Below are 25,785 nucleotides of genomic sequence, written 5' to 3'. Positions count from 1 at the left end.
GAGCCGTGGTTGTCACCAGATGTAGAGCGCGTCACCGTCGAGGTGCTGGTGCTGGTGGTCGGGGGTGCCGGGCGGGAGGTCGGGGTCGGGTTCCGGCTGAGTGCATGTGACGTGGGTGAGAGCGGGCAGGAAGTGCGGCTTCCCGCACAGCGACTGCGTCACCTCGGTCGGCTGCGCCTCGCTGATGTCCTGCGGCGTCTCGTCGTCGGCCTTGGCCTTGGCCTTCGTGGTCATCGGTTCCATCCTCCTGGCTGCTCGCGTGCCGTGCTGCTGCTGTGGCATGGACCGCACAGACCACGACCATGCTCCGGATCGTTGGGGTCGAGGCCTGCAGCGACCAGCTCGCGCCGGCTGAGTGGCCAGTGGTCGGCGTGCACGCTGGGCTGACCGCACGGTCCGCGGTGTCCGCACGTCTCGTTGGTGCACACGCACAGTGGATCGCGGGCGAGGACACCAGGACGGAAGCGGGTCACGTGGCCCTTGCCGTAGCCGCGCTGCCGTGCGCTGCCCCGCTGCTTCTCCGCCTCGCGGCGGTGGTCGTCGCACTTCCCGTGCTGCGTGTACTCCGGGCACCGGGGTACCGAGCAGACGCGCCAGCTCTGGGACTTGGGCATGCCACCTCCGCTACCGTGTCCGCTCTTGGGGGTGGTGGACATGAAGAAGTTGGACGTGCCGCTCGGCATCGTCGTGGCTGGCCTGGTGTTGATGATCGGCTGCCGGTTGATCACGTGGTGGCCAGGCGTGATCGTGGGGGCCGCGGTGATCCTCGGCGTCCTGGCCTCAGCGGCGATGAAGCGGCGACCGAGGGGGTAACGGCGGCGCGGGCAGGCTCCCTTCCTGCACGCTGACGGCCGCTACCCGTCCTCCGCGCCGCCGTTCGTTCATGGTGTCAGCTGGCCGCTGCCCACACGTTGTTCGCGTCCGGGGTGTAGCCGGACAGCGTGATGGTGGCGGGCAGGGCTGTCTGTCCGGCGGCGCTGCGGCAGAACCGGTAGGCGCCTGCGGTGAGGTTGGCGTTGCCCGGGGTGAAGGCTGCGCCGAGCGTGGACCCGCAGGCGAAGGTTGGGCTGGTCGTTCCGTTGAACAGGAACGCGGCGTACACCTTCCCGGCGGGCGCCGAGTACGGGGCCAGCAGGTTCATGGCCTTGTTGCCGGCGCTGTTCCACACGGCGGACTGGTCGGCGGTGAGGCCGACTCTGTTGCCCGCGGTGTCGTAGTAGCCGGCCAGGCACTGGCTGGCGGTCAGGCCTGATCCGGCGGCGCCGAGGACGGCGTGCACCTTGTTCAGGGTCGTCGGCTGGCGGAGCTGCAGCTCGACGAGGTAGATGAATCCGGCGGACAGCGTCGTGCCGGTGGTGGACGACGAGGCCGGATCGAAGGACCACGCCGAGAGTCCGTGGTCTTGGGGTGTCCAGGCGTTGATGGGCGGTGTCGCCGTCTGCCAGGTGCCGGGCGTACCATCCGCCGTGCACAGGTACCAGGCGCCTGCCGAGTCGAGGATGGCGTCGCCTGCGGTCCACGTACCAGTGGTGGGAGCGCCAGTGGTCGCGCGCCTCCCCGCGAGCCTGATGTTGGTCAGCGCGTTCTTCGCGCCGAGGCCAGCGACGCCGGTGGTCGCGTCGATGTGGTGCACCTCGTCGAACGGGCCCGTGCCGAAGACGCTGCGGCCGATGAGGTGCGGGCCAGCGCCCTCCCACCGCATCACGTTGGTCTGGGCGCCGGTGAAGTCGGCGTTCGCCCACTTGGACACGAAGACGTCGAGGCCTGCGATCTCCAGGTCGAGGCCGGAGCCGGTGACGCGGAAGCGGTAGCCGCCGGTGTCGTCGGCCCGGGTCACGGTGAGGTTCGCGCCGTCGATGACGAGGTCGCCTGTCAGGGTGCCGCCTGTCTTGGCGAGCAGTGCGGCAAGGGATGCGGCGAGGCCGGTTACTTGCGACTGTGCGACCGTCACGGGGTCGGTCCCACCTGAGCCGTGCGTGGCCGCGTGTGCGGTCGGCGTGCGCGCGTCCGCCAGGCGGGGATCCGTGGTGGTGACGAACGAGGCGGTGGTCGCCGCGGACAGCTGCGGGTTGGGGTACGAGCCGGTGAGCGCTCCTCCGGCGGGGCCGGTGGGCGGGAGGCTTTGGCCGCTGCCGTCGGGCGCGGAGACCGGGGCCAACTGCGAGAGGTCGACCGACGCTCCGAGCGTGGAGGGCAGGTCGATGAAGTAGGGGGGACGCCGGGTGCCGCCTGCGGGCCGCTCGTCGACGCGCCAGCGCCAGCCGGTGGGCTGGATGTCGGTGTCGTCGTTGCAGAGCAGCAGGGCGCTGAAGTGGCCGCTGGCGTCGAGGGCGACTGGCCCGCCGCCGCTGTAGATGGCGTGCTGGGTGGAGTCGACGAGGACTGCGGTCGGAGTGAAGATGACCTCCCCATCGCGGGCGGTGCCGCCGACGGGGACCGGGAAGGTGCCGGTCAGTGTGATCGTGGTGGCGCCGGCGGGGAAGGGCATGGCCACCTCCAGGGCGTCGCGGGCCGGGTGTTGCTGACACGACGAAGCCCCGACCGGGGGGACCGAGTCGGGGCTTCGCGTGCGTCTGTGGTGCCGGTTGAGGGCACAGTTGTACACCCGGATCGTGACACGGCCCTGACCTGCGGTCAAGCGGCGTTGCGGGTGGCCCTCTTGAGGGCGAGCGCGGTGACGTCCTGGACGGCGTACCAGGGCTGTCGGGGGCTGCCGCCGGAGCGTGTGAGCTGGCCGCGTCGGACGAGCTGGCGGACGCCGTCGAGGCTGATGCCGAGGGTCCGCGCGGTCTGGTGGGCGGTGAGGTGGCCGGGCCGGATGTTCAGCGACTCCATGGCCTCCATGATGCCGCCTGGGGCGCCTGGTTGGGGGGTACCGCGTACCCCCTCTACCCCCATGACCTTGCAGGTGGGCGCCCATGACCGGGGGCATGACCTTGGTAATGGGCCCCCATGACCATGGAGCTTGTGGTGATGGGGGCCGAGGAAGGGCTTCGGTAGAGGGGCGGGTAGAAGGGGTGGCCTCTACCGGGCGGCGAGGAGCTCGACGGGGACGGCGTCCTCGACGTCGCGCCGCTGATATCCGGCGAGGGACTTGCCCTCGATCTTCACCTGCTTACTGGCCCGGTTGACGCCGGCCTTGTCGAGCTCGTAGGCGAGCTTCTCGGCGTCCCAGTCGCCGTAGGTGTCCTCGTCGAGGTTCACCAGGCCGGAGAGCAGGTCGACGGTGAACATGCGGCTGGAGTGCCGCATGACCTCCAGGACGTCGGTGATGACGGCCGGGATGTTGATGCCGCACTCCTCGGCTGCCGCGGTGACGTCGCTCGCCGCGTCGCCGGTGAGCTGGCCGACGGCCTGGCGCAGGGCGCGCCCCTTGGCGCAGATCGCGGCGAAGCCGGGGCCGTCGAGCAGGTCGGCCTTGACGGTGACGAACGAGGCGGGTCCGGTGACGAGGACGCCTACACCCCGGTGTTCCTCGGACAGGACGGACGCGTCGGCGCCCTGGGACGCCTTGCCCTTGCCGAGGACCATGTCGGAGGACGTCTGGTCGACGACCTGGGTGGAGTACCGCAGGGTGATGATCTCGCGGAGCTTGGTGGGCACGGATTCGGCGTCGGGCCGCTGGCTGGCGAAGTTGCAGATGAATCCGGCGGCGGGGCCGCGGCGGGCGACGCGGCACAGGTCGGAGATGACCTGGTCGCGCTCCTCCTTCTCCATGGCGGTGAGGTATTCCTGCAGCTCGTCGACGGTGACGAAGATGAACGGCAGCTTGTACTTCTCCACGATCTGCTTGGTGAGCTTGCCCTCGGGGCACAGCGAGGTGGGCAGCGACCTGAACAGGGCGAACCGGTATTCCATCTCGGCGATGAGCTCTTTGAGCATCGCCTTCAGTGCGGCGATGGCGTCGTCCTCGGCGCCCATGACGAGGCGGTGGGCGACGGCCTTCGCGGGCATCCAGTCGGCTCCGCCCTTGCCGTCGGCGACGTAGTGCCGCACCCACGGGTCGAGGATGCCGGCGGCGGACATGAGGCGCTGGGTGAAGGTCTTGCCGCGTCGGGGCAGGCCGCCGAAGAACATGGACTGCCAGACGACGGGGACGTCGATGCGGCGTCCTCGGGCGTCCTGGCCGAAGGGGATCGGGTCCCACACGCTGAACGTATCGAGGCTGGCCAGCGGTGAGGGGACGGGGTCGGCGAGATAGGGGTCGTCGTCGGCGACCCACATGTTGACGCGTCCCGCGTTGCCGCCGCCGTGGGCGCGGACGCGGCTCATGATGACCTGGATCTCGTCGACGCCCAGCTCGGCCGCGATGGCGGTGCGCTTGGCGAGGACGTCGGCTGCGGTCTTCCCGCCGCCCTTGGGCAGGTCGAAGATGACGGACCAGCCGTTCCCGTCGCGAAGCGGCCCCATCATGCAGTTGACCCTGGGGCCTTCGTCGTCGCCCTTGCCCTGCTTGAGCAGGCCGGTGGCGCGCAGGGCGTCGTTGAGCTGCTGGGCGTCCATGGCGATCCGCAGGGGCGGCGTGCCGTGGTCGAGGATCTGGGCTTCGTCGGACCAGCCGATCGCGGAGAGCCCGCCGCACGTGAGGCAGCTGGCGGCGAGCTGCAGGCCGAGGCTGGCGTAGTTGAGGGCGACGGATGCGGCGGCGGCCAGGCCGAGGGCGGCACCCCAGCGCCAGCGGCGTGCAAGGGTGCGGTCTCGGTGGGCGACCTGGTAGCGCAGGGCGAGCGCCTCGTCCTCGGGCTTGGCCTTGGACTGGGCGGCGAGAGCTTTGACGGCGCGGGTGTGGTCCTGGGCGGCGAGGACGGGCCACAGGCGGCGGCCGCCGCGGAATGCGCCGCGCGCCGAGTATCCGGCGATCTTCACGCCGTACTTGGGGCTGCGGAGGGCGTGGTAGCGGGTGTGCCACCAGGTGACCTTGGCGAAGGCTCCGCTGTTGGCGCGGACGGATGCCCAGTTGCGTGCCCAGGCGGGCAGGATCGGGGCGTCGGGGACGGTGAGCCAGTCGGCGAGGGGGTTGTCAGGACGGTCGACGGCCTCGACTTCTGCGATGGCGTCCTGGGCGTCCTCGGGTGCGTCCTGTAGCGGCTTGACGAGGGCGATTGTCATGATGGGGGCTTCCTGCCTCGTGATGGGTGCGGGACGCCCGGGGACGGCGGTCTTCTTGGCAGCGGACGCCGTCCCCGGGGTGGATCTACTTGCCGCGGGCGGCCCTCTTGCGGGCCTGCTCGCGGACGCGCTCGATGCGGCGGTCGATGTCGGGCTGGTGCTCGATGCCGGCGGCGGCGCGTTTCACGCCCTGCGCCTCGATGGCGACGATGCGGGCTCGGTCCCAGAACGTGAGCTTCGGCTTCGGCTCAGACATCGGTGTCCTCCTGGGCGTCCTCGGGCAGCAGGACGGCGATGTCGGCGTGGCCGCGGGCGATGGCCACCCACAACGCGCCGGCCGCGGCGAGGGGCTGGGCCCTGTGGCGGGACTCGCTGTGGCGGGCGTGCAGCTCGGCGTCGCGGGCGAGGTCGGCGGCCCTTTCCATCGCGGCGTTGGCCATGGTCAGACGCTGTTCACGGGTCACGGTCTCTCCTCAGGTTGCGGGCCGGACTGTCCGACCCCACCGCGCCCCCGCAGTCGTTGCTCGGAAGGCAACGACTGGCGGAGGACGGAAGGGCCGTCAGCCCTTGCGCTGGATGTCGCGCCAGATGGAGCGCAGGATCAGGGCGAGGATCGCGACGGATACGGCGCCGATGGCGACGGCCACCGCGAACAACGAGGCCACCAGGCCCCCGGCGATGCCGAGGCCGCCGATGGTCAGCCACTTCTTGGCGTCGAACTGCGGCGCCGGGGCGGGCGCCTGGACGGGCGCCTGCTGCTGCGCGGTCGCCGCCTTCGCCAGCTCGACAGCGGCCAGCGCGATCTGTACGGCCGCGGTGTCGACCGCGGCCTCTCTCGCTGCGGCCTCGGCCTTGGACAGTGCGTCGCTCATCGGGCCCACCCCCGGACCGTGCGGGCCACGCGCGGCCACAGCAGGACGCCGGCGGCGAACACCAGGACCGGGGGCTGCGAGACGACCGCGGCGACGACGGCCAGGACGATGGCGCCGAGCGTCGGGTAGGCGACGAGGAGTCCGAGGATGGCGCCGAACAGGATGCGCATCATGCGTATCCGCCTTCCATCGGTGTGGCCGGGGTGTCGGGCTGGTCCTTCTTCGCGGCCCTCGACAGGGCGGTGCGGATGTACGGCTCGGTGACGACTAGGCGTCGGTGCCGGGCGACGTGCTCGGCGATCTCGCGAGCCTTGGCGTCAGGGCCGAGGATGGATGCGGCCTCGACGACGGCGGCCTCCAGCGTGACGGGCTCCAGCGCTGCGACCTGCTGCGCATCAGCCGCATCAGGTCGATGCACCTCGTACTCCGGGGCCGTCTGGCCGAGGACCAGGGCGACCGCTACGGCGTCCACGGGAACCCCGTAGGTGCCGAGGAGGTGGGCGAGTTCGACGGGGGCCGCATCAGGTCGCGCATCGTGTGCGAGGCGGATGGCGTCGGCCGGGTCCATGTCTGCGAAGCGGGCGCGCAGCACCTCCGTGGCAGAGGCGGACCGAGGTCGCTCAGCGGGACTTACTTCCTGCTGGGAAGTCTGTCCGCCGTACATGGATGCGAGGGCCGCATCAGCTCCGTCGCGGACGCGGATGCGCTGGACGTCGACCAGGCCGGCGCCGAGCTCGGTGTCCCCGACGCCGACGTATCTGGCGAGGCGCCAGTACCGGCGCACGGCACGCTTGCGCTTGCGCTTGTCGGGGTGTCCGTCGGCGACGGCGCGGTGGAAGGCCAGCTGCCGGGCGGCATCGGCGTTGTGGCGCATCACCTCGGCGTCCACGCCGGTGCGGTAGACGACGATGCTGCGGGCGATCAGCCCGAGCCCCTCGGCCGCGCCGGACATGGCGAGCGGGGTGACCGCGTACACGGCGGCCTCGCGGGTGTCGTTGGCGATGGAGATGCCGATGCAGCTGGCGGACACCGGGGCGACCCACATGCCGCCCCGGACGACGCCGGGGGACGCCTGGTTGAGCATCGTCCGCCCGAGCATGATCAGGGCGAGGATGAGAGTCAGGCCCTCGCCCGCGGCGACGACGCCGGCCGCGGTCGCCTGGCGGTGGAACTCGGCGACGGCGTTGCTGTACGTGCCCCAGGCGCCGAAGCCTCCGACGACGACCATGGCGACGGCCGCGGCGCCGAGGACGACGCCCTGCCCCCTGGTGAGCTCCCGGGTCGTCATCGGGCACCCCCGTTGCGGAGGCGCTCGGTCTCGGCGGCGACACGGTCGATGCGGAGGGATGCGACCCGGAGGGCCTGGGCGACCGTGCGGGCGTCCTCGGGGGTGGCGTCGAGGTCGAGGTCGAGGTGCAGGGAGAGCAGCGGGTGCGCCTCGGGGTGCAGCTCGCCGTAGGGGGCGTGGCTGATGTAGGCGTCCAGGAGCTCGAGGTAGCCGTGTGCGTAGGTGGCGGCCCCGGCTCGGACGTGTACGCCGTTGTGGGTGAGGTCGGCGAGGTGGCCGACGTACTCGTTGTCGTGGCCTGTGCACCAGACGGGTTCCGGCACGGCGACTTCGCCGTGGTCCTCGGTCTGGAGGGTGACCGTGCCCTGCCGGTAGCGGGGCGACTGCGGGACGCGGGGCGGCTCGGTGCTCACTGGCCCTCACCCCGCTCGGCGGCCACGGCGGCGAGCAGGCCACGGACGCGGCAGTTGAGCGCGACGGCGGCCTTCAGCATGTCCGTGTGGTCGTGGATGTTGAGGGCTGCGGTCTCCTCGAGGATCCGCCGGGTGACGGCGATCTCGATGTCGAGGGACGCGGGCTCCGGGGTCACGTCGTCCGGGCCGTGCAGCGGCTCGTAGGCGGTGTTGCTCTCGCATGCGGGCATGGAAAGATCGGCCATAGCCGTCTCCTTGCTTTGATCAAGGTTGGCGGTCAGGCCTCCGTTCGGTGTTGGTAGCACCGGCGGGGGCCGTATTCAGTTGTGGCACCTGGGCGCTTGCCCGGTGTCATGACACCCACCGTAGACCCTGGTGTCATGACACCGCAAGGGCTAACCTCGGGGTGTCATGACGAGACTGGAGAGCTGATGCCGAACGTCGAGAAGACGCCCCGCCAGACGGTCCGGGTCGAGAAAGATCTGTGGGCCAAGGCGGGCGCCGCAGTCGGCGCCCGCAACAGAGGCGCCGCGATCCGCGACTTCCTGCGCTGGCTCACACACGAGACGGACGAACTTCCGAAGCGTCCCCCGAAGCCGGAGTAGCCGCCTCCTTCTGTCGGGCCGCGAGGGCCTCCTTGTTGTCGTCCTGCGCCTGGGCGAGGACGACCCACTTCTCCGGCGGCCACTCCGCGCCGCACCAGCTGCATGACACCGACGTCCGGCCCGGCAGCAGCGCGACCACGGCTCCGCACAGCACCTCGTCAAGCAGGGTCGGGCAGTAGCCCAGGCGGCGCGGCCGGTCCTTCGGGTCGCGCGGGTTGACGATCGACGCGACGTCCCGCTCCAGGTCCCGGATCTCCTCGGCGAACGCGCCGGCCATGGGCCAGCTCGCCGCGATCCATTCGAGGTTGATGGACAGCGCACGTGCGGCGACGGCGATCCGCCGCCCGATGGTGCCCTCGATGGCGGGCTGGCCCCAGCCGCGGTCGGCCTGCATGGCGCTGCGCCAGTCCTCCAGGACGCCGACGATGCCACCGGGCCCGCGGAGGTTGAACGCGGGCTCGGATATGGGCAGGGGCGCCTCAGCGGGGCGGGAGCGGCCCAGCTCGGGGCGACGTCCACCGGGGTGCAGGAACGCGGCGAGGGCCTCGTACAGTCGCGGCGCCCGGTCGAGGCGCTCGGCGAGGGCAAGCGTGTCGCCCGGGCAGAGGTAGCCATGCTCGAGGCCGCGCTCACAGAGCCCGCAGGACGCAGTCACGCCGCGGCCCTGCTCTGCGAGGCCTTCAGCCGGGCCTCGGCCGCGCGGACCACCTTGCGGTCGCGCCGGTCGTCGAGGATTCCGAAGAGGATCTGGACGAGCAGCATCAGGTCCATGCCGATGGCGATGCCGATGATGAGCAGCTGGAGGTCGTGGTCGGTCATGGCGGTGTCCTTTCGGTAGCTGGCGGTCAGGCGGCCCGGCGGCGGGCGCGCTCGTACTTCTCGCGGGCAGCGATGAAGGCTTCGCTGGTACCGCCGCGGTCGGGGTGGGCGTCAGCCATGGCGGCCTTCAAAGCCTTGAGGTCGGGCAGGGCCGGGTCTGGCCAGCGCCGCCGGGCACGCACAGCGCGGGCTGGTGGCAACTCGGGCGGCTCGGCGAAGAGGAGATGCCAGTACGGGACGTGCACGGAGCCGTGCTGTTCGAGGTCCTGCCGGTCGACGTAGCCGGGTTCCCACTCCAAGGGGCCGCGGGGTCGCAGGTAGTAGATGCGCTTGGCGGTCTTCTTGGTGATGGGGAAGTTGACGATCCGGCCGTGGATCCACGTCTGGTCGTCGAGGTCGTAGCGGCCGGGCTCGATCGCGTACAGGTAGCCGACCGCGCTGGGCGGCGGGACGGATTCCGTGTGTGCGCTCCTCGGCGGCCTGGCCGACCGTTTCTCGGCGTTGAGCACCTTGAGCCGTCTGTCTGCGACGCCGTGCAGGATCTGGATGTTGGCGTACCGGCCGGCGGCGAGCTTGACGGCGGCGGCGTTGGCGCGGCGGGCGGCTTCGTCTTTGGTTTCGGCCCATCCGTGGGCCTGGTCGCCGTCGTGTTCGCTGGCGGTCCAGAACCAGCGGCGCCCGGACCGGCAGCGCCCCCAGAAGATCAGCGGCGGATCATCGCGGTCGCTCATGCTGCGAGCCCTTCCGTGTCGGGCCACTGGCATCCCTCGAGGCCGCGGCGGTTGTCGTCCGGCAGTACCGCGAGCGGCCAGCCGAGGTGGTGCAGGCCCATGGCGCACAGGACGTAGGCGTCGGCCTGGTCGTAGCGGCCAACCCCGTCGCAGTCGACGCCGTAGCGGGCGCGCACGGCGTCCCGAACGGCGCCTTTGGAGCCGGAGCCTTTGCCGGTGGCGTACAGGGCCCGACAGGACGGTGGGACGACCGCGTAGGGGATCCCTCGGCGCCAGCAGGCGTGACGCACCATCACGCGCAGGCCGGCGAGGTCTTCGTGCCGGTGGGCGACACCGCCGCCGAACGACGGGCCCTCGATGACGACCAGCTGCGCGCCGCCGATGTGGTCGACGACCCGCTCGACGATGAAGGCGAGCCGGGGGTGCCCACGCAGTCCGGCCTTGGGGCGGATGATGTCCGTCCAGCCCTCGCCTGCCACCCCGGTGCACGTCAGGCTCAGGTCCAGCCCGATGACGCGGGGAACCTGCGTTGCCGCCTGGGCAACCGTGACCGTCTCGGTCACGACTGGCGGGTCAAGCAGGTCGGGGCTGATGGCGCCGCCGATAGATATCCACAGGCTGTGGGCTTGGGCTGTGGTGAAGTCGCGGCGGCGGGCCTGGTCTTCGAGCTCGGCGTAGGTCAGGCCGAGCCGGGCGAGGGCGGCGGAGGCGGAGGCGTGGAACTCGGCCTCGGTCACCTCGATCACCACGTCGTCGGGGTCGGCAACCGTGGGCGTTTGCCCCACGGTTGTGGGCGGGCGGCCTACACCTGCGTGGCCTGCTGCCCCATCCAGGTCGTGAACCGTGGGGATATCCCCACGACTGAAGTCGTGCTGCACGTCGAACTCCCTGCCGGTCATGCGGCCATGGCCCTGGCGTTGAGGCGGCCGAGGATGGTGGTGAACTGATGCACGGCCTGAAGGTCGGACACCTCGCCCGCCGTGGCGCCGGGCGGGACCGGAATCTGCTTGAGGCGGCAGAAGTTGAGCTGCTTGACGCTCGCCGGCTTGCTGCGCCACGGGGCCGAGCGGGTGGCAAGCCACCGTCCGCCCAAGGCGCGGGCCTGCTGCTCCAGCCACGCCTTGGCGGCCGTCAGCGGCAGCGCGACGTCGTTCTTGGGGGCGACGAGACCGTTGTTGATGTCGAAGCGGCGCAGCCAGTACGTCCGGTCGACCGGGTTACGGACCAGGAAGACGTAGGTGGCATCGGCGACAGGTATGAACCAGACGCCGCTGTCCGTCTTCAGCCAGCGGGATGACGACCCGTGGAACAGGTCGATCTCCTCGACCTGCACGCGGGACAGGTCGATGCGCCGCTGCGCCTTCTCCTCGGCCTCCCGCACGGCCTCGCGAAGGGTCTGATCCTCGGCCGGTTCGGGAACTTCACGGCCGGTGAGGTCGACGATCGACGCCAGCTTGTGCCGGGTCGAGGCGCCCATCACGTCGAGGATCAGCGCGTCCTTCTTGCCCTCGAACAGGCGCAGCGCCCGGCCTGCCATCTGGCAGTACAGGCCTGCCGACTTGGTGGGGCGGGCGATGACCGCGCACGACGTCCACGGTGCGTCAAAGCCTTCTGTGAGGACCATGCAATTTGTAAGGATCTGGAGGTCTCCGGCCCGGTACCGGTCGAGGGTGGCGGCGCGGTCGTCGCGGGGCATGTCGCCCCAGACGGCGGCCGCGGGCAGGCCGGCGGCGGTGAAGGCTTCGGCCATCGACTGGGCAGTGTCGACGGTGGGCGTGAAGACGACGCCGGGCCGGTCGGCGGCGTGCTCCTGGTAGGCCTTGGCGACGACCGGGCCAGCGTCGGAGTCCTCGAGGGCCTGGCCGAGTTGCCCGTCCTGGAGGTCACCGTGGCGGGTCTTGACTGAGTCGAGGTCGAGGCCGTCGACGATGACGCGCTTCCCGCGGACGTCGCACAGGTAGCCGTCCTCGATCATCTCCAGGATGTCGAGGGTGAAGACGACCTCTTGCCAGACGTCGGCGAGGCCGCCGTCGGCGCGGGTCATCGTGGCCGTGAACCCGGCGACGGGTACGCCTCGCCAGGCGCCGAAGTGCTCGAGCACCGTCATGTAGCTGGAGGCGGCGGCGTGGTGGCATTCGTCGACGATGACGAGGCCGATGTCTCGGATGGCCTGGCGGCGGCGTTCGACGGCCAGGGTCTGGACGCTGGCGACGATGACGTCGGCGTCCTGGTGCTCGTCGCGCTCGGCCTTGACGATGCCAACTCGCAGGTCGGGGCGGACGGCGCGGATCTTCTCGGCGGCCTGGCCGATGAGTTCTTCGCGGTGCGCGATGACGAGGGCGCGGTGGCCGTTCAGCTGGTCGAGGAGCTCGCTGATCAGGTTGGCGAAGACGACGGTCTTCCCGGCGCCGGTCGGGAGGACCACGGCGAGCCGGTTGTTGGGGCCCTGCCAGCCGGCGGTGAGCGCCTTGATGGCGTCGACCTGGTACGGCCGCGGGGTGAACGTCTCGGGCGTTTCAGACATGGCGGTCACCTCGGTTCGTCGCTGCGGGGTTCTGCGGGGATGCTGCGGGGTTCTCTGCGGGGATGTCGGAGCGAGCCCAAACCGGCTCTGAGCTGCGACCAAGCAGGGTTTGCGGGGTTCTCCGGAATGTTTTGGAGGTCTTGACATATAGAGACCGGAGATTTTTTTGGTGACGCACTGCACCGTGTGTTGCACATGGTGTGTGTGATGCGTTCCCTATACGGGTGAGGTAGCGCCACTCCCCGCAATTCCCCGCATCCCCGTGAACGCGCAGGTCAGGGCCGCTTTTCGGGTTGCGGGTAAACCCCGCGGATTGCGGGGTTCTCGTCGCGGCGGTCACCGCTCAGCCCGCCCGGTGCCCTTGTCGACGTGCTGCTCGACGCGCCAGGTGTTCTGCTTCAGGTGACTGTCGTAGACCAGGACGACCTTGAGGTCCTCGAAGTAGCGGCCCTGCCGCGCCTTCAGCCAGTGGCCCAGCTGTTTCCCGGACGGCAGGTCGCCGTTGTGCAGCTGCGGCACCGTGTCCTTCAGGCCGAGCAGCGCCTTCGTGGTGACCGGGTCGGTGCCGATCTTCTGGTGCCAGTCCGTCAGGAAGGCCGCCCACTCCTGGGCCTCGTCGTCCAGTGCCGCGCTGGCCTCGCCTCGGTCGGCGAGCCAGCCGGGCACCTTGAGGTAGTCGAGGATCCCGGCGATGACGGATGCCCAGGGCGAGTAGTCGCCCATGCGGGTGTTGATGGTCTTGGCGCCGTCGGCGAGCCAGCCGCGGACCATGGTGACGAGGGCGGCGACGATCGTGGAGGCGTTCTCCGCGAGCCAGATGCGGAGGTCGCCGACCGTGAAGTTGTCGCGCTGGTCCGGGTTGGGACAGTCGGGGTCGAGGCGAACCCAGAGGGTGCGGCGCCCGTTGTCCCCGCCGGTGCGCAGGTTGTTGCCGGTCAGGACCCACAGCCGGTCGTTCGGCATGGTGACGCTGCTGGTGCTGCCGAGCAGCCTGTCGCTCCAGGTGGCGCTGGTGACGAGGGACGACAGGATGGGGCTCTTGATGATGTGCCCGTTGGGCAGGTTGTCCATGGCGATGATTGGGTCGCCGCAGTCCCACATCTTTGCCGTGATGGCCTTGCGCAGCTCGGCGTCGTTCTCGGCCCAGGGGGTTTCGGCCAGGCCGTAGAGGCGCCCGAACACGTCCTTCAGGAGGGTCTTGCCGGAGGCCTGCGAGGTGCCGGTGATGACGACGAGCGGTGTCGGACCGGGAACGTAGGGCCGGATGATCGGCGACAGAAGCGCGCCAAGATACTGCGCCCGATCGGAGTTTGCGACGAACGGGAAGTCGGCGAGCATCTGGTTCAGGACGATGTCCTTGGCCCGCTCTACAGATTCCTTCGATACCTGCGGCTGCAGGCGGCGGAGCGGCACGCGCGGGTGCATATACAGGCCGGTGCCCCGGTCGTAGCCCGGTGCTTGCACGAGAGATCCGTCGGGCCGAACGACAGGCGAGGTGACGATTCCGCGGAGCGGCATCAGGGGCCAGTCCTTGCGGCCGAGGATCGTCCCGCAGGTCTTCGGCATGAAGAGCTCGCGGACTTCCTTGGTGCCCTCGGTGAAGGGGTCCTTGACGACTTGGTAGGTGGTGACGTGGTCGCCGAGGTAGGCGCGCAGGTTGTCGGTGCCCAGCTGCTTGACGAGCGGGTTGCCCTGGTCGTCCTCGTACACCCAGCACGGGCCGCTGGACCGCTTATACAGGTCGGGCAACTGGTTGGCACGCATGATGTCGAGCAGTCCGTCGATGGCATCGGCCTCATTGGTGATGTCCAGCTCGGGCTTGTTGACGACGATCCGGAGGTCCGGTCCGGCGCTCGCCGTCTCCTGCTCGTCGGGCACCGAGCCCGGATCGATGGCCGAGGACCCGTCCGTGAAGTGCCCGCCGGCCTGGCGGGGCACCGACTGCAGTCGCTGGCGCGGCGGCTCGGAGCCGAACCCTCGCCCGCGCAGCTCGGCGGCGGCCCGCTTGAAGTGCTCGGTGCTGGTGCCACCCTGTGTCAGGTGCGTGTAGGCGGCGAACTTGTCGTAGGGCGTCTCGGACTCGAACACCGTCGAAGTGGTGAAGACGTACAGCCGGTCCCGGTCCGCCGCGTGCCCGGTCGTTGCCGAGATCCCCTGGTTCTTCCCCTTGCGACGCCAGTACGTGGTGTTGCCGCGCGTGAAGATCGGATCGAGCTCGTCGCCGATGATCTCGGGCCAGTCGGTCCGGTTCTCGAAGTCGTCGCCCGGCCGGACGTGGCCCGCGGGCAGTTCGCGCTTGGGCCGCGGAGCGGTCTTCGCCTTCTCGTCGGTCGGCATCGCGTCGTGCGCCTGGCACAGGGCGTACAGGGCATCGAGGTCTTCCGGTTCGACGACGGCCATGGTGGAGGGGCCACCGGAGACCCGGACATACGGCTCGCCGCTCGGGTGAGTGGAGCCGTGCGACGGCGCGATGACGACGAAGCCGCCCTCGCCGCGCGTCTCGATCAGGACCCGCACGATCTTCGCGTTGGGCTTCTCGGCGACACGCTGGCGTTCTTCCGGCGTGTACTCGTCCTCGCGGGCGAGGCGACGGGCGAGCTTTGTGTTCCCAGCTGCGGGCCTGCCCTTGACGATGACCTTGTAGTGGACGCCGCCAGAGGGCGACCGGTCTGCCCAGCCGGTTGTGACGGCTTCCCAGAGGTCGCCGAGTCCGCTGTTGGCAGCGAGCTCGGCGACCTCGTCGAGGACGCCCTCCCGAACGGCCAGGCCCTCGAACTCGATCAGTTCGATGTTGCCGGAGACGGCGCCAGTGACGACGCCGATGCCGGTACGCCTGCCGTCTCCGAACCAGTCGTCGTGCTCCTCCGGCGTGGACCTGTTGACCTTGTATGGGGTCCAGGACCGGACGTCGGGGGCCTTACTGCCGTCGGCCTTGACGGGAAGGACGCAGAGGCCAGCGTCGTGCAGCTCGCGAGCGGAAGCCCGGAGGTCAGGTGTCTGTGCGTCGTTCACGAACACTGCTCCTGGCGGTAGATGGGCCAGCCGGGACCCGGCTGCGGCTCGGGCTTGCCCTGCAGGGCGGACGGGGTGTGGGCGGGGCAGCGGTGGCCCTGGATGTACAGCCGGACGCCCTTGCCCTCTCGGCAGTGGCGCTGCTCGGCGCCGATCCAGTGCTTGCAGTCGGGCTTCGGCTTGCCGTCGGCCGGACGGCCGGGGGCGGGTGTAGCTACGCCCCCAGCCGTCGCGGTGTTCTGCTGGACGGTCACGCCTGGCGCTCCTGCTCGTCGGCGGTGTCGTCGTAGCCGCGCTCAAGCCAGCCGCCCGGGTTCGGGCGGAGCTGCACGGCGCTGAGGTCGAGGCCGCCGGGGCCGACAGTCATGACGGCGAGGCCGGCCTGCGCCTTCAGCTGCTCGACCAGTTCGGCCTCGACCTCCTTGCGGGTGACCTCGTCGCCGTCGTCCTCGTCGGTGGGCCAGGCCGTGACGGCGGTCGGCCCGAGGATCGGTTCGACCCAGCTCGCGCAGGTCTCGCAGACGGGGATGCACCGGCAGTTGGTGGCCCGCGATCCGGCCGGGCGCCAGTCGGCGGGCGCGTCGTCGGGCCGCAGCGGGTCGGAGCAGCGGGGGCAGATGCCTGCGTCGATCGCCTTGGTGATGCGCTCGGCGTTCAGGACTGCGAGCTCGGCCGCGGTGTCCGGCAGCAGAGTCTCAAGGAGCCGCGCGGTGGACTCGACCACGCACTGCGGCCGGTACGGGTGCGCGCCGGAGAAGGTACGGATGCTCATACCTGCACCCCCGCCTGGTCCGCCAGGTCGTTGACGAGCTTGGCTATGGCGTCGACCCGCTCGACGGGGTCCTGCCCCTGGGGCACCCACACGATCTGGCGGCCGTTCTCCTTGCCGGACCAGCACTGGAGGCGGGCGGCCAGGTCGGGGCCGAACTCGGCGACCTCGTCCATGGCGACCTCGACGAGGGTCAGGTCGTGCTCGGCGAGGATGGCGCGGAGGGTGTCCTCGGCCTCGTACCTACGGGCGAGGCGTTCGATTGCGTCGAGCGTGGCGCGGGCGTCGGCGACCATGCGGCGCAGGCGGGCGGGGGCGACCGGCTCGCACGCGAGCTCGTCGGTGGTGACGACGAGTTCGTCGGGGCCGCCTTCGAGGTCCTGGAAGATCTCGGCTTCGAGGACGAGGCGGACGCACTGGGATCTCGGGGCCGGCATCGCCGTTGACGCCGCTGAGGGCTGTGCTTGAATTGCCATGAGGACGTTCTCTTTCCGGCGGCGGCGCTAATGGGGTGGCTAGACCCCGGGCGTCGCCGTCTTGCTGGTTAGCGCTGGTGGATGAGGCTGTTCTCGTCAGACGGCTCCGGGTGGCTAGACCCGGGGCCGTCGCTGTTGGGGTCGATCCCCAGGGCGCGCAGCAGGTCGGCGCGCGTCACTCGGTAGGCGCGTCCCACCCGCAGGATGCGGACCGGGTACTCGCCGCGCTTCGCCAGGTCGAACCCCTTGGTCCGTCCGAGCTGCAGGGCGCGGTTCGAGGTGTCCAGGTCGAACGCGACCGGCAGAGCGAGCAGCTCGGCAAGCTGCATGCCGCGCTCGGCCGGCGTCTTCTGCATGGTCTGTGCGGTCATTTCTCCCTCTTTGGGGCTTGCGGTGGCGCCGTTCGGATGTCGTTTCACATCAGCTGACATCCATCAGATCCGCTTACATCAGTCCAGATCCGCTTAGTTTCTCGTGCCGTACTGGACTAGTGGGACGACTGTACCCCCGAGTGCACCCATGTCAAGTCGTTCTCGGTCTAAGTTCTTCAGTCCATGTCGGACTGTGACAATCCAGCCGACTCCGCGAGGTGTGGCGCGTAGGTGTTGCGATCAGTCGGTGGGGGGCTGCTAAGTTCAGTCCATGCCGAACTATGACGCTCAGTCCGACGAGAAAGAGGCGGACGAGTTCGCCGAGTACGCGAAGCACACCGAGGCGGTCTCCCACGAGGTGGATGAGCACCTTGAGCCGACGGATCCCATCAAGAACGCGACCCGAGGCCAGCTCGGTGACGCCGGGGATATGGAGCGGCTGGCCAGCTTCAACCTGCGGCGCATCCGGCAAGCCCTCGGGCTGTCACAGCAGCAGGTCGCGGACAAGCTGGCCGAGAGGCCCGACCGGGTCAGGCTGAGCCAGTCGCAACTGGCGAAGATGGAGCGCGGCGAACGCCCCTGGAGGGTTAACGAGCTGTGGGACATCGCCGACGCCCTCGGTATCCAGTACATGGAGTTCTTCTCTGGCCAGATGCGTGAGGACAGCCCCGAACTCCAGGTACTGGCTGCGCGGCTCAAGTACCAAGCCGCCTGGGAAGAAGCCGGGCGGGTTGAAGAGGACTACAAGAAGGCGGTTCGGAAAGCACTGGAAGCCGGCCGGAAGCTTGTTCATACCGCCGCCCATTTCGGCGTCAAGGATGACCACGCCATGCACATTCTTGCAGCTCAGGCCAGCAGGGCCGAAGAGGTTGAGTACACCGTCAAGGACATCAACAGCGACCGCCCGCTGATCAGTCGCGAGGAACTCAAAGAGCGTCACAAGCAGATGGCAGAAGAGACGGCACGCCACGAGGCCTGGGCTGAGGAAGAATGGAAGCGGCTGACCCTCGAGATTGAGGAACTGAAGAAGAAGCAGGACGAGGATGAGTCGCTCTAATTCCTGAAAGGGGTCACATGCCCGCGTCCCGCCGCGCCGGCGGCATCAGTAAGCGGTGCGAGTGCCGTGGCACGGACGGCAGGCGGCTGGGCGCGAAGTGCCCGCAGCTGTCGAAGCGTTCGCACGGCAACCACGAGCTGCACCAGGAGCTGCCCGTCGACGCCGAGGGGAATCGGCGGCGTTTCCGGCGCACCGGCTACGCCAAGGTCACCGACGCGCAGACCGACCTCGACCGGATCCGCGCCATCCTCGACCTGCCCGGGGACGACGAGGACGGGCTGCAACGTGTCGGCGACCTGCTCACCGGACTCATGAAGACGCGCGGCGACATCCCCGAACCGACCGAAGTGTCCCGCAAGCTAGGCGTTGGCGTGCCGCTCGACGGCAAGATGACCGTGGCCGAGTGGCTGGACGTCTGGCTCGCTGCCAAGAAGACGCGCAAGACGACGACGAACAGCTACGCCTCACACGTCCGTGTCCATCTCAAGCCGCGCATTGGGCACTTGCGGCTCGACCGGCTGAATGTCGGCCACCTGGTGGAGATGTTCGACGGCATCGACGAGGACAGCGAGACGATTGCCGCGGAGAATGCCGCGAGGCGCGAGCAGGTGAAGCGGTGTACGCGCGGCCGGCCCGGTTCACCGAAGGCGGCTGAGCGGGCGGCCCTCGAGGAGGAGCGCGCCAAGCTTGCCGAAATGAAGCCGTACCGGCGCATCACGGGACCCGCGTCGAAACAGTCCATACGGCGCACGCTGCGGACCGCGCTGAACGCGGCGATCGCACGGCAGCTCATCACCTTCAACGCCGCGGCCCATGTCGAACTCGGCTCCGGACGGCGACCGAAGCCGCAACTATGGACGGAGGAACGGGTCGCACGGTGGCGGGAAACGGGCGAGAAGCCGGGACCCGTCATGGTGTGGACCCCAGTCCAGTTCGGCGCGTTCCTCGACGCTGCGGAGAGCGAACGGCTGTACGCCTTCTTTCACTTGGTCGGCTTCCGTGGGCTGCGGCGCGGCGAAGGCGTCGGCCAGGCCTGGGCGGACGTGAACCTCGACGAGGGCCTGCTGACCGTCGCGAAGGAGATCGTGGTGGACGGCTGGACTCCTGTGGAGACGGAGCCGAAGACAGACGGCAGCGCGGGCACGATCGGCCTGGACAGCGTCACGGTGCAGGTGCTGCGCGAGCACCAGGCCAGGCAGCTGCAGGAGAAGGAGACGGCCGGCGGCAAGTGGGTGGAGACGGGCAAGGTCTTCACGACGGAGACGGGCGAGTGGCTGCACCCGGACGTGGTGTCGAAGACGTTCCGCCGGATCTGCGCAGGCACGAACCTGCCGCCCATCAACTTGCGGGACCTGCGGCACGTGTCGGCGACGGTGCAGCACGCAGGCGGCGGTGATCTCCACTCGATCAAGGAGACGCTCCGGCATTCCACGATCACGCTGACGTCAGACACGTACACGAGCCTGCTGCCAGAGGTGGACAAGGAGATCGCCGAGAAGGCGGCCGCGCTTGTCCCCCGGACGCGCAGGGGTGACTCGGCTCCGGCTGCGGAGTAGCCTTGTTGGTGGAACAAGCGAGGCCTCGTCACTGCAGGTGGCGGGGCCTTTCTGCTCGGCCATTGCTCGGCCGAACGTCCCGGAACAGTCCGATACGGAGCGGCACAAGACGGCATGGCGAGGGGTACTCAGATTGTGAGTACCCCGCCGTGACCAGCACTTACCGGTGAGCCCCGGCATGGGGCGACATCAGCCGGAATTGGGCGGTCCGAGGGGTCCGCAGACTTTTAATCCATTGGTTGTGGGTTCGAGTCCCACAGGGTCTACCGAAAAGCCCCAGGTCAGAGGGAATCTGACCTGGGGCTTCGGCGTGTCCGGGGGGTGTGGGGCCCGGTGGCTCAGCCTGCCGTGAGTTCCGGCAGGGGGAGTGTGTGCTGGGTCTGGAGGACCTTGGCGCGCAGGTAGCGCACGTTGTGGGCCGTGGTGAAGACGCCCGTCGGGACGCGGTGGGAGACCGTGACGCCGAGGTCGCGCAGCTGCTCGGCCTTGTCCGGGTTGTTGGAGAGCAGGTCCAGGTCGTCGATGCCGAGGGCCTGGAGCATCTGGGCCGCCGCGGTGTAGTCGCGGCCGTCCTCGGGCAGGCCGAGGGCGGCGTTGGCGGCGTAGGTGTCGAGGCCCTGGTCCTGGAGGGCGTACGCGTCGAGCTTGTTGTAGAGGCCGATGCCGCGGCCCTCCTGACGGAGGTACAGGAGCACTCCGCCGCGCTCCGCGATCTGCTCCACCGCCTCGCGCAGCTGCGGGCCGCAGTCGCAGCGGGCCGAGCCGAAGACGTCACCGGTCAGGCATTCGGAGTGGAGCCGCACCAGCGGGGTCGCGCCGGGCTTGCCGAGCACGACGGCGAGGTGTTCCTTGTCGTCGGTGAGGCCGTGGAAGGTGACCAACTCCGCGTCGACCGAGTAGCCGTCGCCGAAGCGCAGGGGCACAGTGACGCGGGTGCGCACCGTGGCGGTGGGGAATTCGCGCATGTTGTCTCTCCGGTCCAGCGGGTGTGGTGCGAGTTGTGCCGGTGGTGCTTCAGTTTTGAAGCACTGCCTCGGAGACAGACAGTACACGGTGCTTTAAAGTTCAAGCAACGGTTTTGCTCGGTTCTGTGTCGCACGGCTCACCAAGAGTGCTGCCGTACGGCTCACGGGGAACGCCGTCGCCGACTCACGAAGAACGCCGTCGCCACGGCAGATCTTCCCCGCAGGCCCCGGGATTCTCCCCCTGGATGCCGCGGGTGATGGCCTCGCAGATCTCCTCCAGCTGCCCCACCTGCTCAGGGGTCAGCCGGTCGAAGACCGCCGTCATGACCTGCTCCGCGTGACCCGGGGCCGCCCGCTCCAGAACGGCCATCCCTTCGTCCGTGAGGACCGCGACCTGGGTGCGTTTGTCGCTGTGGCAGCCCTCCCGGCGCACCAGACCGTCGTTCGCCAGCCGGGTCACGCCGTACGTCAGCCGACTGCGGGTGATCTTCAGGGTCTCGGCGAGATCGGTCATCCGCAGCCGCCGGTCCGGTGCCTCGGACAGCATGGCCAGGATGGAGTAGTAAAGGTGGGGCATGCCGGTCTCGGCCTGGAGCTGCCGGTCGATCGTGTCCTCCAGGAGCGAGGCGGCGCCGATGTACGCGCGCCAGGCGCGCTGCTCGGCAGGGGAGAGCCAGCGGGTCGTCATGCCGACAGTCTAGGTATTGTTTAAAACTTGAACCACTAGGAGCCCTGCGCTCGGAGCTGGAGAGTGCGCCTCATGCCCCACCCCTATGTCCTGTTGTCCGCCGCCGTCTCCCTCGACGGCTTCCTGGACGACACCGGCCCCGAGCGCCTGCTGCTCTCGGGCCCGGCCGACTTCGACCGGGTCGACGAGGTACGGGCGTCCAGCGACGCGATCCTGATCGGCGCCGGCACCATCCGCGCGGACAACCCCCGGCTGCTGGTCAACTCCGCCGAGCGGCGGGCGGCGCGGGTCGCCGCCGGGCGCCCGGAGTACCCGCTCAAGGTCACCGTCAGCGGCTCCGGCGATCTCGACCCGGACGCCCAGTTCTGGCACACGGGCGGCGAGAAGGTCGTCTATACGACGGACAAGGGCGCCGAACGCGCCACCGACACCCTGCGCGGACTGGACGTCGACGTGGTCCCGACCGGCGCCGAGCTGGACTGGCGCGTCGTGCTCGCACACCTCCACGACGTCCGCGGAGTGCGGCGGCTCATGGTCGAGGGCGGGGGGCGCGTGCACACCCAGCTGATGACACAGGGGCTGGCGGACGAGCTGCAGCTCGCCGTCGCGCCGCTCTTCGTGGGGGAGCCGCACGCGCCACGGCTGTTCGGACCCGGGGGATATCCGCCGGGCCGGATGCGGCTGGTGGAGACACGGCCGGTCGGGGACGTCGTCCTCATCCGCTACGTCCCCACCGCACCCGGGGAAGGCGCCCTCGCCTCCGCCGCGGACCGGCACTGGCTGGGAGTCGCCTGCGAGCTGGCGGCGCTGTGTCCGCCGTCGGAGACCGCGTTCAGCGTAGGGGCGGTGGTGGTGGCGGCCGACGGCACCGAGCTGGCGCGAGGACACTCGCGGGAGGGCGACGACCCCGTCGTGCACGCCGAGGAGGCGGCGCTCGCGAAGATCGATCCCGCGGATCCGCGGCTGCGCTCCGCCACCGTGTACAGCAGCCTGGAGCCGTGCGCGCGGCGGGCGTCCCGGCCCGCGCCCTGTGCGCGGCTGATCCTCGACGCGGGGGTACGGCGGGTGGTCACCGCGTGGCGCGAGCCCGACACGTTCGTGACGGAGGCCGACGGGAACGGTCTGCTCGTGGCCGCGGGGGCGGACGTCGTCGTACTGCCGGAGTTCGAGGAGCGGGCCGTGGCGCCCAATCGTCACCTTCTCGCGGCCGGGTAGCGGCGGCCTCGCGGTCGTCCGCGAAAAGCCTGGTGAATCGGGCCCCGTGGATGGCGTACACTAATTTCAACGACGCGGGGTGGAGCAGCTCGGTAGCTCGCTGGGCTCATAACCCAGAGGTCGCAGGTTCAAATCCTGTCCCCGCTACTGAAGGCCAAGGGCCGGAACTCGGAAACGAGTTCCGGCCCTTGGTTTTTTCCCGTTCACCGTCCCGGTTTTCCTGCCGCCCGGTTTTCCCGTTCACCGTCCCACCCCGGTTTTCCCTGCCGACCCGACTTTCTGTAGTCTTCCGCTCACTATGAGTCGTCCTCGGTGGCTGGTCCGGCGCGCGCCGGCGCTCGCGCTGCTGCTCGCCGTGTGCGCGCTGTTCCTCGGGGCCTGTCACGGCGGTCATGACTTCGTGCCGGACGGCGGGACCGTCGTCGCCCCGGCCGGGCACCACCACGGGCGCGGCGGAGCGGGCGGCGTCCGGTGGTCGGCCTCGGACTGACGCGTCCCCCGGTCGGCCCCCCACCGCTCGCCCCCCGCCCCCGTGCCGGGAAGCCTGGACGGGTGGGGCAGCAGCAAGGAGGCGCGCAGCGGGCCGAGGCGCCGTACGGCGAGCCGTACGAGAAGCCAGGTGACGAGCAGTACGACCGGTCCGGTGGGCGGCTGCCCGAGGACCCCGTGCCCGATCCGGGGCTGGGGGACGAGCCGGTGCCCCGCCGGCCCGAGGCGGACCGCAGCCGGATCTCCTGCGCGCGCAGCCTCGTCCGGGTGCTGCCCGCGCTGCTCATCCTGGTCGGCGCGTTCTACGACTACTTCACCCCGATGGCCTTCACCGCCGGCCCCCTCTTCACGGCCGCGCCGCTCGTGGCCGCCCCGCTCTTCTCGCTGCGCGGCACCGTGCTCACCGGCGTCACGGCGCTCGCCGTGGTGCTCACGGTCCACATCCGGCTCGGCATCGTCTTCAAGGTGGACGCGCTCACGGAGGGCGCCACCGTGGCGACCGTCGGCGTGCTGGCCGTGCTCATCAACATCCTCGTCCGCCGCACCGACGAACGACTCGCCTCGGCCCACCAGATCGCCGAGGCGGCCCAGCGTGCCGTCCTGCCGGAACCCGACCAGCGGATCGGCGGCCTCGACGTCGCCGCGCGCTACGAGGCCGCGCAGGCGGGCGCGTTCATCGGCGGCGACCTGTACGCGGTGCAGGACTCCCCGCACGGCGTACGGCTGGCCGTGGGCGACGTACGCGGGAAGGGCATGGACGCGGTGGCCGCCGTCGCCGTGGTCATCGGGGCGTTCCGGGAGGCGGCCGAGCAGGAGGTCGCACCGGAGGCGGTCGCGCAGCGGCTGGAGCGTGCGCTGGCCCGCGAGGGCACCCGGCGCGAGGGCCTCGACGCCTTCGAGGGGTTCACCACCGCCGTCCTCGCGGAGATCACGCACGAGGGCGGCCTCGTGAGGATCGTCAACCGCGGCCACCCGGCGCCGCTGCTTCTGCACGCGGACGGAACGCTGGTCACGCTCGCCGCCGCGCACCCCGCGCTGCCGCTGGGCATGGGCGAGTTGGGCAGCTGGCCGGACCGCGCCGAGGAGACGGAGTTCCCGCACGGGGCCACGCTCCTCTTCTACACGGACGGACTGTCAGAGGCCCGCGACGTGCAGGGGCGCTTCTACGATCCGGCCGCGCGCCTGGCCGGACGGACCTTCCCCGGCCCCGACGCCCTGCTGGCCACGCTCGTGGAGGAGGTCCGGCTGCACACGGGCGGCGCCCTGACGGACGACATGGCGCTGCTCGCCGTACGGCGGCCGTAGCCACGGAAAGGGGCGTTCTTGATCGATATCACGAGGGGTGATCGGTCGATGCCCCTCCGCATAACAACTGATGCACCGTCAAATAACTGCCAGGTAGGGAGGCGCGGCCAACTCGCCCGATTTCCGCCGGTCATGGGCGGTAAGTCCTGGCCAAAAGTGGTTAATGATCAGTACGAACAGCTTGGAATCCGGTACCCGCGTCTATTAACGTTCGATAACGCAGCGCGGTCGTCCCAGCCGTCACAAGAGTCGGCTCCGTGCGCACGCGCCGAATCCCGCGAGGGAACCGGGGAACCACCAACTTGGGGTGAATCGAGCGTCTTTCACGGTGGAGACACCGTGGGTTGACGCGCGTAGGAGACCTTCCTGCTCCGAACCCGTCAGCTAACCCGGTAGGCGAGAAGGAAGGAAAGGAGCACGCCCACGTGGCGTCCAACCGGCCTGCCCAGCCCACTTCGTTCCCGCCGAACGACACCCAGACTTTTGGCTACGCCTACGGCAAGGACGAGGGCCCCTGGGAGGAGTGGAACCCCACCGAGGATTCCCTTCGTCCCCTCCGTGGCCGGCACCGCGTCTCCAAGCAGCGCGGCGGAGGACTCGCCCGCAGCTCCACGGTCCTGGGCGTCGGCGTCATCGCCGCCGTCGGCGCGGGCGGCATGGCCACCGCGGCGCCCGGCAAGCCGCCGGTCTCCATCTCGCTGCCCGACCTCTCCTCGGTCACCGAATCGGCCAAGGCGCTGATATCCGACGGCGGTTCCAGCACGCCGAAGGGCTCCGCCACCCCGCTCACCAGCGCCGGTGTGACCAGCGCCGACGCCGCGCAGGGCAACACGGACGCGGGCGAGGCGCTGCGTGCCCGCATCATCCAGCAGGCCGAGTCGCAGCAGGACCAGATCGACAAGGCGGCCCAGCACGCCGCCGAGTCCGCCGCCGCGAAGAAGGCGGTCGCGCTGGCCGCCCAGCAGAAGGACGACGCCGAGGCCAAGGTCGCCGCCGAGAAGAAGAAGGCGGACGAGGAAGCCAAGCAGAAGGCCGAGGCCGCGCGCCTCGCCGAGCTCGCCAAGAGCTACTCGCTGCCGACCTCCTCGTACACCCTGACCTCCCGCTTCGGTGACGCCGGCTCCATGTGGTCCTCCGGTTACCACACCGGCCTCGACTTCGCGGCCCCCACCGGCACGCTGATCAAGGCCATCCACAGCGGCACGATCACGGAGGCGGGCTGGGCCGGCTCGTACGGCTACCGCACCATCCTCACCCTCGACGACGGCACGGAGCTGTGGTTCTGCCACCAGTCCTCCATCAGCGTCAGCGTGGGGCAGAAGGTGGCCACCGGCGACGTCATCGGGCGCGTGGGCGCGACCGGCAACGTGACCGGGCCGCATCTGCACCTGGAGGTTCACCCGGGCGGCGGCAGCGCGATCGACCCGATGGCGTGGCTGCACAGCAAGGGCCTGAACCCCTGATCGTTTCCGGGGGCCGTATGCGGAATATGGGAATCCGCTACGGCTGTTGAAATAAGGC

Annotated in this window: 31 protein-coding genes, 1 tRNA gene and 1 riboswitch; of the genes, 8 read left to right on the top strand and 24 right to left on the bottom strand. The window is 70.0% G+C overall.

Translation table 11 applies throughout. The features are described 5' to 3' along the window. Positions 1-12: 12 nt before the first annotated feature. Entirely contained in the window at positions 13-234 is a 222-nt protein-coding gene (locus tag ACIRA5_RS45710) for a hypothetical protein (RefSeq protein WP_403702170.1), read from the bottom strand. After that, positions 231-614, bottom strand: coding sequence for a holin (locus ACIRA5_RS45705; RefSeq protein ID WP_403702168.1), 384 nt, complete (start codon positions 612-614; stop codon positions 231-233). The genes ACIRA5_RS45710 and ACIRA5_RS45705 overlap by 4 nt, the downstream gene beginning before the upstream one ends. Before the next feature lie 31 nt (positions 615-645). Between ACIRA5_RS45705 and ACIRA5_RS45700 the strand changes: the two genes are divergently transcribed. Next, entirely contained in the window at positions 646-813 is a 168-nt protein-coding gene (locus ACIRA5_RS45700; protein ID WP_403702165.1) for a hypothetical protein, read from the top strand. A gap of 76 nt (positions 814-889) precedes the next feature. Here the strand turns inward: ACIRA5_RS45700 and ACIRA5_RS45695 are convergent, their stop codons facing one another. The 20 genes from ACIRA5_RS45695 to ACIRA5_RS45600 form a co-directional block, all read right to left on the bottom strand. After that, positions 890-2,488 (bottom strand): hypothetical protein, encoded by a 1,599-nt coding sequence (locus ACIRA5_RS45695; RefSeq protein ID WP_403702162.1) that lies wholly within the window; start codon positions 2,486-2,488, stop codon positions 890-892. Between the two features lie 146 nt (positions 2,489-2,634). After that, entirely contained in the window at positions 2,635-2,835 is a 201-nt protein-coding gene (locus ACIRA5_RS45690) for a hypothetical protein (protein ID WP_403702159.1), read from the bottom strand. Positions 2,836-3,024: 189 nt separating this feature from the next. Continuing rightward, entirely contained in the window at positions 3,025-5,109 is a 2,085-nt protein-coding gene (locus tag ACIRA5_RS45685) for an FtsK/SpoIIIE domain-containing protein (RefSeq protein WP_403702156.1), read from the bottom strand. Between the two features lie 85 nt (positions 5,110-5,194). Then, a complete protein-coding gene (locus ACIRA5_RS45680) occupies positions 5,195-5,365 on the bottom strand; it encodes a DUF6257 family protein (RefSeq protein WP_403702154.1) in 171 nt (56 codons plus the stop codon). Beyond that, positions 5,358-5,573: a hypothetical protein gene (locus ACIRA5_RS45675; RefSeq protein ID WP_403702152.1), complete on the bottom strand. Its 216-nt coding sequence runs from the start codon at positions 5,571-5,573 to the stop codon at positions 5,358-5,360. Before ACIRA5_RS45675 ends, ACIRA5_RS45680 begins: the two co-directional genes overlap by 8 nt. 96 nt (positions 5,574-5,669) lie before the next feature. After that, positions 5,670-5,981, bottom strand: a complete 312-nt coding sequence (locus ACIRA5_RS45670) for a hypothetical protein (protein WP_403702149.1) — start codon at positions 5,979-5,981, stop codon at positions 5,670-5,672. After that, positions 5,978-6,154, bottom strand: coding sequence for a hypothetical protein (locus ACIRA5_RS45665; protein WP_403702146.1), 177 nt, complete (start codon positions 6,152-6,154; stop codon positions 5,978-5,980). Before ACIRA5_RS45665 ends, ACIRA5_RS45670 begins: the two co-directional genes overlap by 4 nt. Continuing rightward, complete coding sequence (locus ACIRA5_RS45660; protein ID WP_403702143.1) at positions 6,151-7,269, bottom strand: hypothetical protein; 1,119 nt, start codon at positions 7,267-7,269, stop codon at positions 6,151-6,153. Before ACIRA5_RS45660 ends, ACIRA5_RS45665 begins: the two co-directional genes overlap by 4 nt. Continuing rightward, the gene (locus ACIRA5_RS45655; protein WP_403702140.1) at positions 7,266-7,682 is read right to left on the bottom strand and encodes a DUF6907 domain-containing protein; all 417 of its coding nucleotides are present in this window, start codon (positions 7,680-7,682) and stop codon (positions 7,266-7,268) included. Before ACIRA5_RS45655 ends, ACIRA5_RS45660 begins: the two co-directional genes overlap by 4 nt. Further along, positions 7,679-7,927, bottom strand: a complete 249-nt coding sequence (locus ACIRA5_RS45650) for a hypothetical protein (RefSeq protein ID WP_403702137.1) — start codon at positions 7,925-7,927, stop codon at positions 7,679-7,681. The genes ACIRA5_RS45655 and ACIRA5_RS45650 overlap by 4 nt, the downstream gene beginning before the upstream one ends. A gap of 310 nt (positions 7,928-8,237) precedes the next feature. Beyond that, the gene (locus ACIRA5_RS45645; protein ID WP_403702135.1) at positions 8,238-8,942 is read right to left on the bottom strand and encodes a hypothetical protein; all 705 of its coding nucleotides are present in this window, start codon (positions 8,940-8,942) and stop codon (positions 8,238-8,240) included. Then, entirely contained in the window at positions 8,939-9,106 is a 168-nt protein-coding gene (locus ACIRA5_RS45640) for a hypothetical protein (RefSeq protein WP_403702132.1), read from the bottom strand. Before ACIRA5_RS45640 ends, ACIRA5_RS45645 begins: the two co-directional genes overlap by 4 nt. Positions 9,107-9,132: 26 nt before the next feature. Further along, positions 9,133-9,837 carry a hypothetical protein gene (locus ACIRA5_RS45635; RefSeq protein WP_403702129.1) on the bottom strand — a complete coding sequence of 235 codons (705 nt, stop codon included), beginning with the start codon at positions 9,835-9,837 and terminating at the stop codon, positions 9,133-9,135. After that, complete coding sequence (locus ACIRA5_RS45630) at positions 9,834-10,622, bottom strand: hypothetical protein (protein WP_403702127.1); 789 nt, start codon at positions 10,620-10,622, stop codon at positions 9,834-9,836. Before ACIRA5_RS45630 ends, ACIRA5_RS45635 begins: the two co-directional genes overlap by 4 nt. Positions 10,623-10,732: 110 nt before the next feature. Further along, a complete protein-coding gene (locus tag ACIRA5_RS45625; protein ID WP_403702124.1) occupies positions 10,733-12,361 on the bottom strand; it encodes a DEAD/DEAH box helicase in 1,629 nt (542 codons plus the stop codon). Positions 12,362-12,697: 336 nt separating this feature from the next. Continuing rightward, entirely contained in the window at positions 12,698-15,373 is a 2,676-nt protein-coding gene (locus ACIRA5_RS45620; protein WP_403702121.1) for a bifunctional DNA primase/polymerase, read from the bottom strand. Beyond that, positions 15,370-15,627 (bottom strand): hypothetical protein, encoded by a 258-nt coding sequence (locus tag ACIRA5_RS45615; RefSeq protein WP_403702118.1) that lies wholly within the window; start codon positions 15,625-15,627, stop codon positions 15,370-15,372. The genes ACIRA5_RS45620 and ACIRA5_RS45615 overlap by 4 nt, the downstream gene beginning before the upstream one ends. Further along, positions 15,624-16,145: a hypothetical protein gene (locus tag ACIRA5_RS45610; RefSeq protein WP_403702115.1), complete on the bottom strand. Its 522-nt coding sequence runs from the start codon at positions 16,143-16,145 to the stop codon at positions 15,624-15,626. The genes ACIRA5_RS45615 and ACIRA5_RS45610 overlap by 4 nt, the downstream gene beginning before the upstream one ends. Further along, positions 16,142-16,579 carry a hypothetical protein gene (locus ACIRA5_RS45605; RefSeq protein WP_403702112.1) on the bottom strand — a complete coding sequence of 146 codons (438 nt, stop codon included), beginning with the start codon at positions 16,577-16,579 and terminating at the stop codon, positions 16,142-16,144. Before ACIRA5_RS45605 ends, ACIRA5_RS45610 begins: the two co-directional genes overlap by 4 nt. Before the next feature lie 107 nt (positions 16,580-16,686). After that, positions 16,687-16,974: a hypothetical protein gene (locus ACIRA5_RS45600; protein WP_403702370.1), complete on the bottom strand. Its 288-nt coding sequence runs from the start codon at positions 16,972-16,974 to the stop codon at positions 16,687-16,689. 286 nt (positions 16,975-17,260) lie between these two features. On the opposite strand from ACIRA5_RS45600, the gene ACIRA5_RS45595 reads away from it, so the two are divergent. Both ACIRA5_RS45595 and xerC read left to right on the top strand, forming a co-directional pair. Further along, positions 17,261-18,046, top strand: a complete 786-nt coding sequence (locus ACIRA5_RS45595; RefSeq protein ID WP_403702110.1) for a helix-turn-helix domain-containing protein — start codon at positions 17,261-17,263, stop codon at positions 18,044-18,046. A gap of 17 nt (positions 18,047-18,063) precedes the next feature. Then, positions 18,064-19,602, top strand: a complete 1,539-nt coding sequence (gene xerC, locus ACIRA5_RS45590; RefSeq protein ID WP_403702107.1) for a tyrosine recombinase XerC — start codon at positions 18,064-18,066, stop codon at positions 19,600-19,602. A gap of 338 nt (positions 19,603-19,940) precedes the next feature. Here xerC and ribA read toward each other — a convergent pair whose 3' ends face one another. Both ribA and ACIRA5_RS45580 read right to left on the bottom strand, forming a co-directional pair. Further along, entirely contained in the window at positions 19,941-20,567 is a 627-nt protein-coding gene (gene ribA, locus ACIRA5_RS45585; protein ID WP_352053426.1) for a GTP cyclohydrolase II, read from the bottom strand. Between the two features lie 184 nt (positions 20,568-20,751). After that, positions 20,752-21,255, bottom strand: a complete 504-nt coding sequence (locus tag ACIRA5_RS45580; RefSeq protein WP_403702105.1) for a MarR family winged helix-turn-helix transcriptional regulator — start codon at positions 21,253-21,255, stop codon at positions 20,752-20,754. Positions 21,256-21,327: 72 nt separating this feature from the next. On the opposite strand from ACIRA5_RS45580, the gene ACIRA5_RS45575 reads away from it, so the two are divergent. The 5 genes from ACIRA5_RS45575 (at position 21,328) to ACIRA5_RS45555 (ending at position 25,727) form a co-directional block, all read left to right on the top strand. After that, the gene (locus tag ACIRA5_RS45575) at positions 21,328-22,470 is read left to right on the top strand and encodes a dihydrofolate reductase family protein (protein ID WP_403702102.1); all 1,143 of its coding nucleotides are present in this window, start codon (positions 21,328-21,330) and stop codon (positions 22,468-22,470) included. A 73-nt stretch (positions 22,471-22,543) separates the two neighbouring features. Continuing rightward, positions 22,544-22,617 (top strand) — tRNA-Met (locus ACIRA5_RS45570). A 151-nt stretch (positions 22,618-22,768) separates the two neighbouring features. Beyond that, a complete protein-coding gene (locus tag ACIRA5_RS45565) occupies positions 22,769-22,960 on the top strand; it encodes a hypothetical protein (RefSeq protein WP_403702099.1) in 192 nt (63 codons plus the stop codon). A 176-nt stretch (positions 22,961-23,136) separates the two neighbouring features. Next, positions 23,137-24,264 carry a PP2C family protein-serine/threonine phosphatase gene (locus ACIRA5_RS45560; RefSeq protein ID WP_403702368.1) on the top strand — a complete coding sequence of 376 codons (1,128 nt, stop codon included), beginning with the start codon at positions 23,137-23,139 and terminating at the stop codon, positions 24,262-24,264. A gap of 256 nt (positions 24,265-24,520) precedes the next feature. Beyond that, a riboswitch (cyclic di-AMP (ydaO/yuaA leader) is annotated at positions 24,521-24,678 on the top strand. Positions 24,679-24,689: 11 nt separating this feature from the next. Then, positions 24,690-25,727, top strand: a complete 1,038-nt coding sequence (locus ACIRA5_RS45555) for a M23 family metallopeptidase (protein WP_403702097.1) — start codon at positions 24,690-24,692, stop codon at positions 25,725-25,727. The last annotated feature ends 58 nt before the right edge of the window (positions 25,728-25,785 follow it).

The sequence above is a fragment of the Streptomyces sp. NPDC096311 genome, from assembly GCF_044763085.1.
GTDB lineage: Bacteria > Actinomycetota > Actinomycetes > Streptomycetales > Streptomycetaceae > Streptomyces.
The sequence above is the reverse complement of the archived record's forward strand: the minus strand, read 5'-3'. Positions and strand labels throughout refer to the sequence as shown.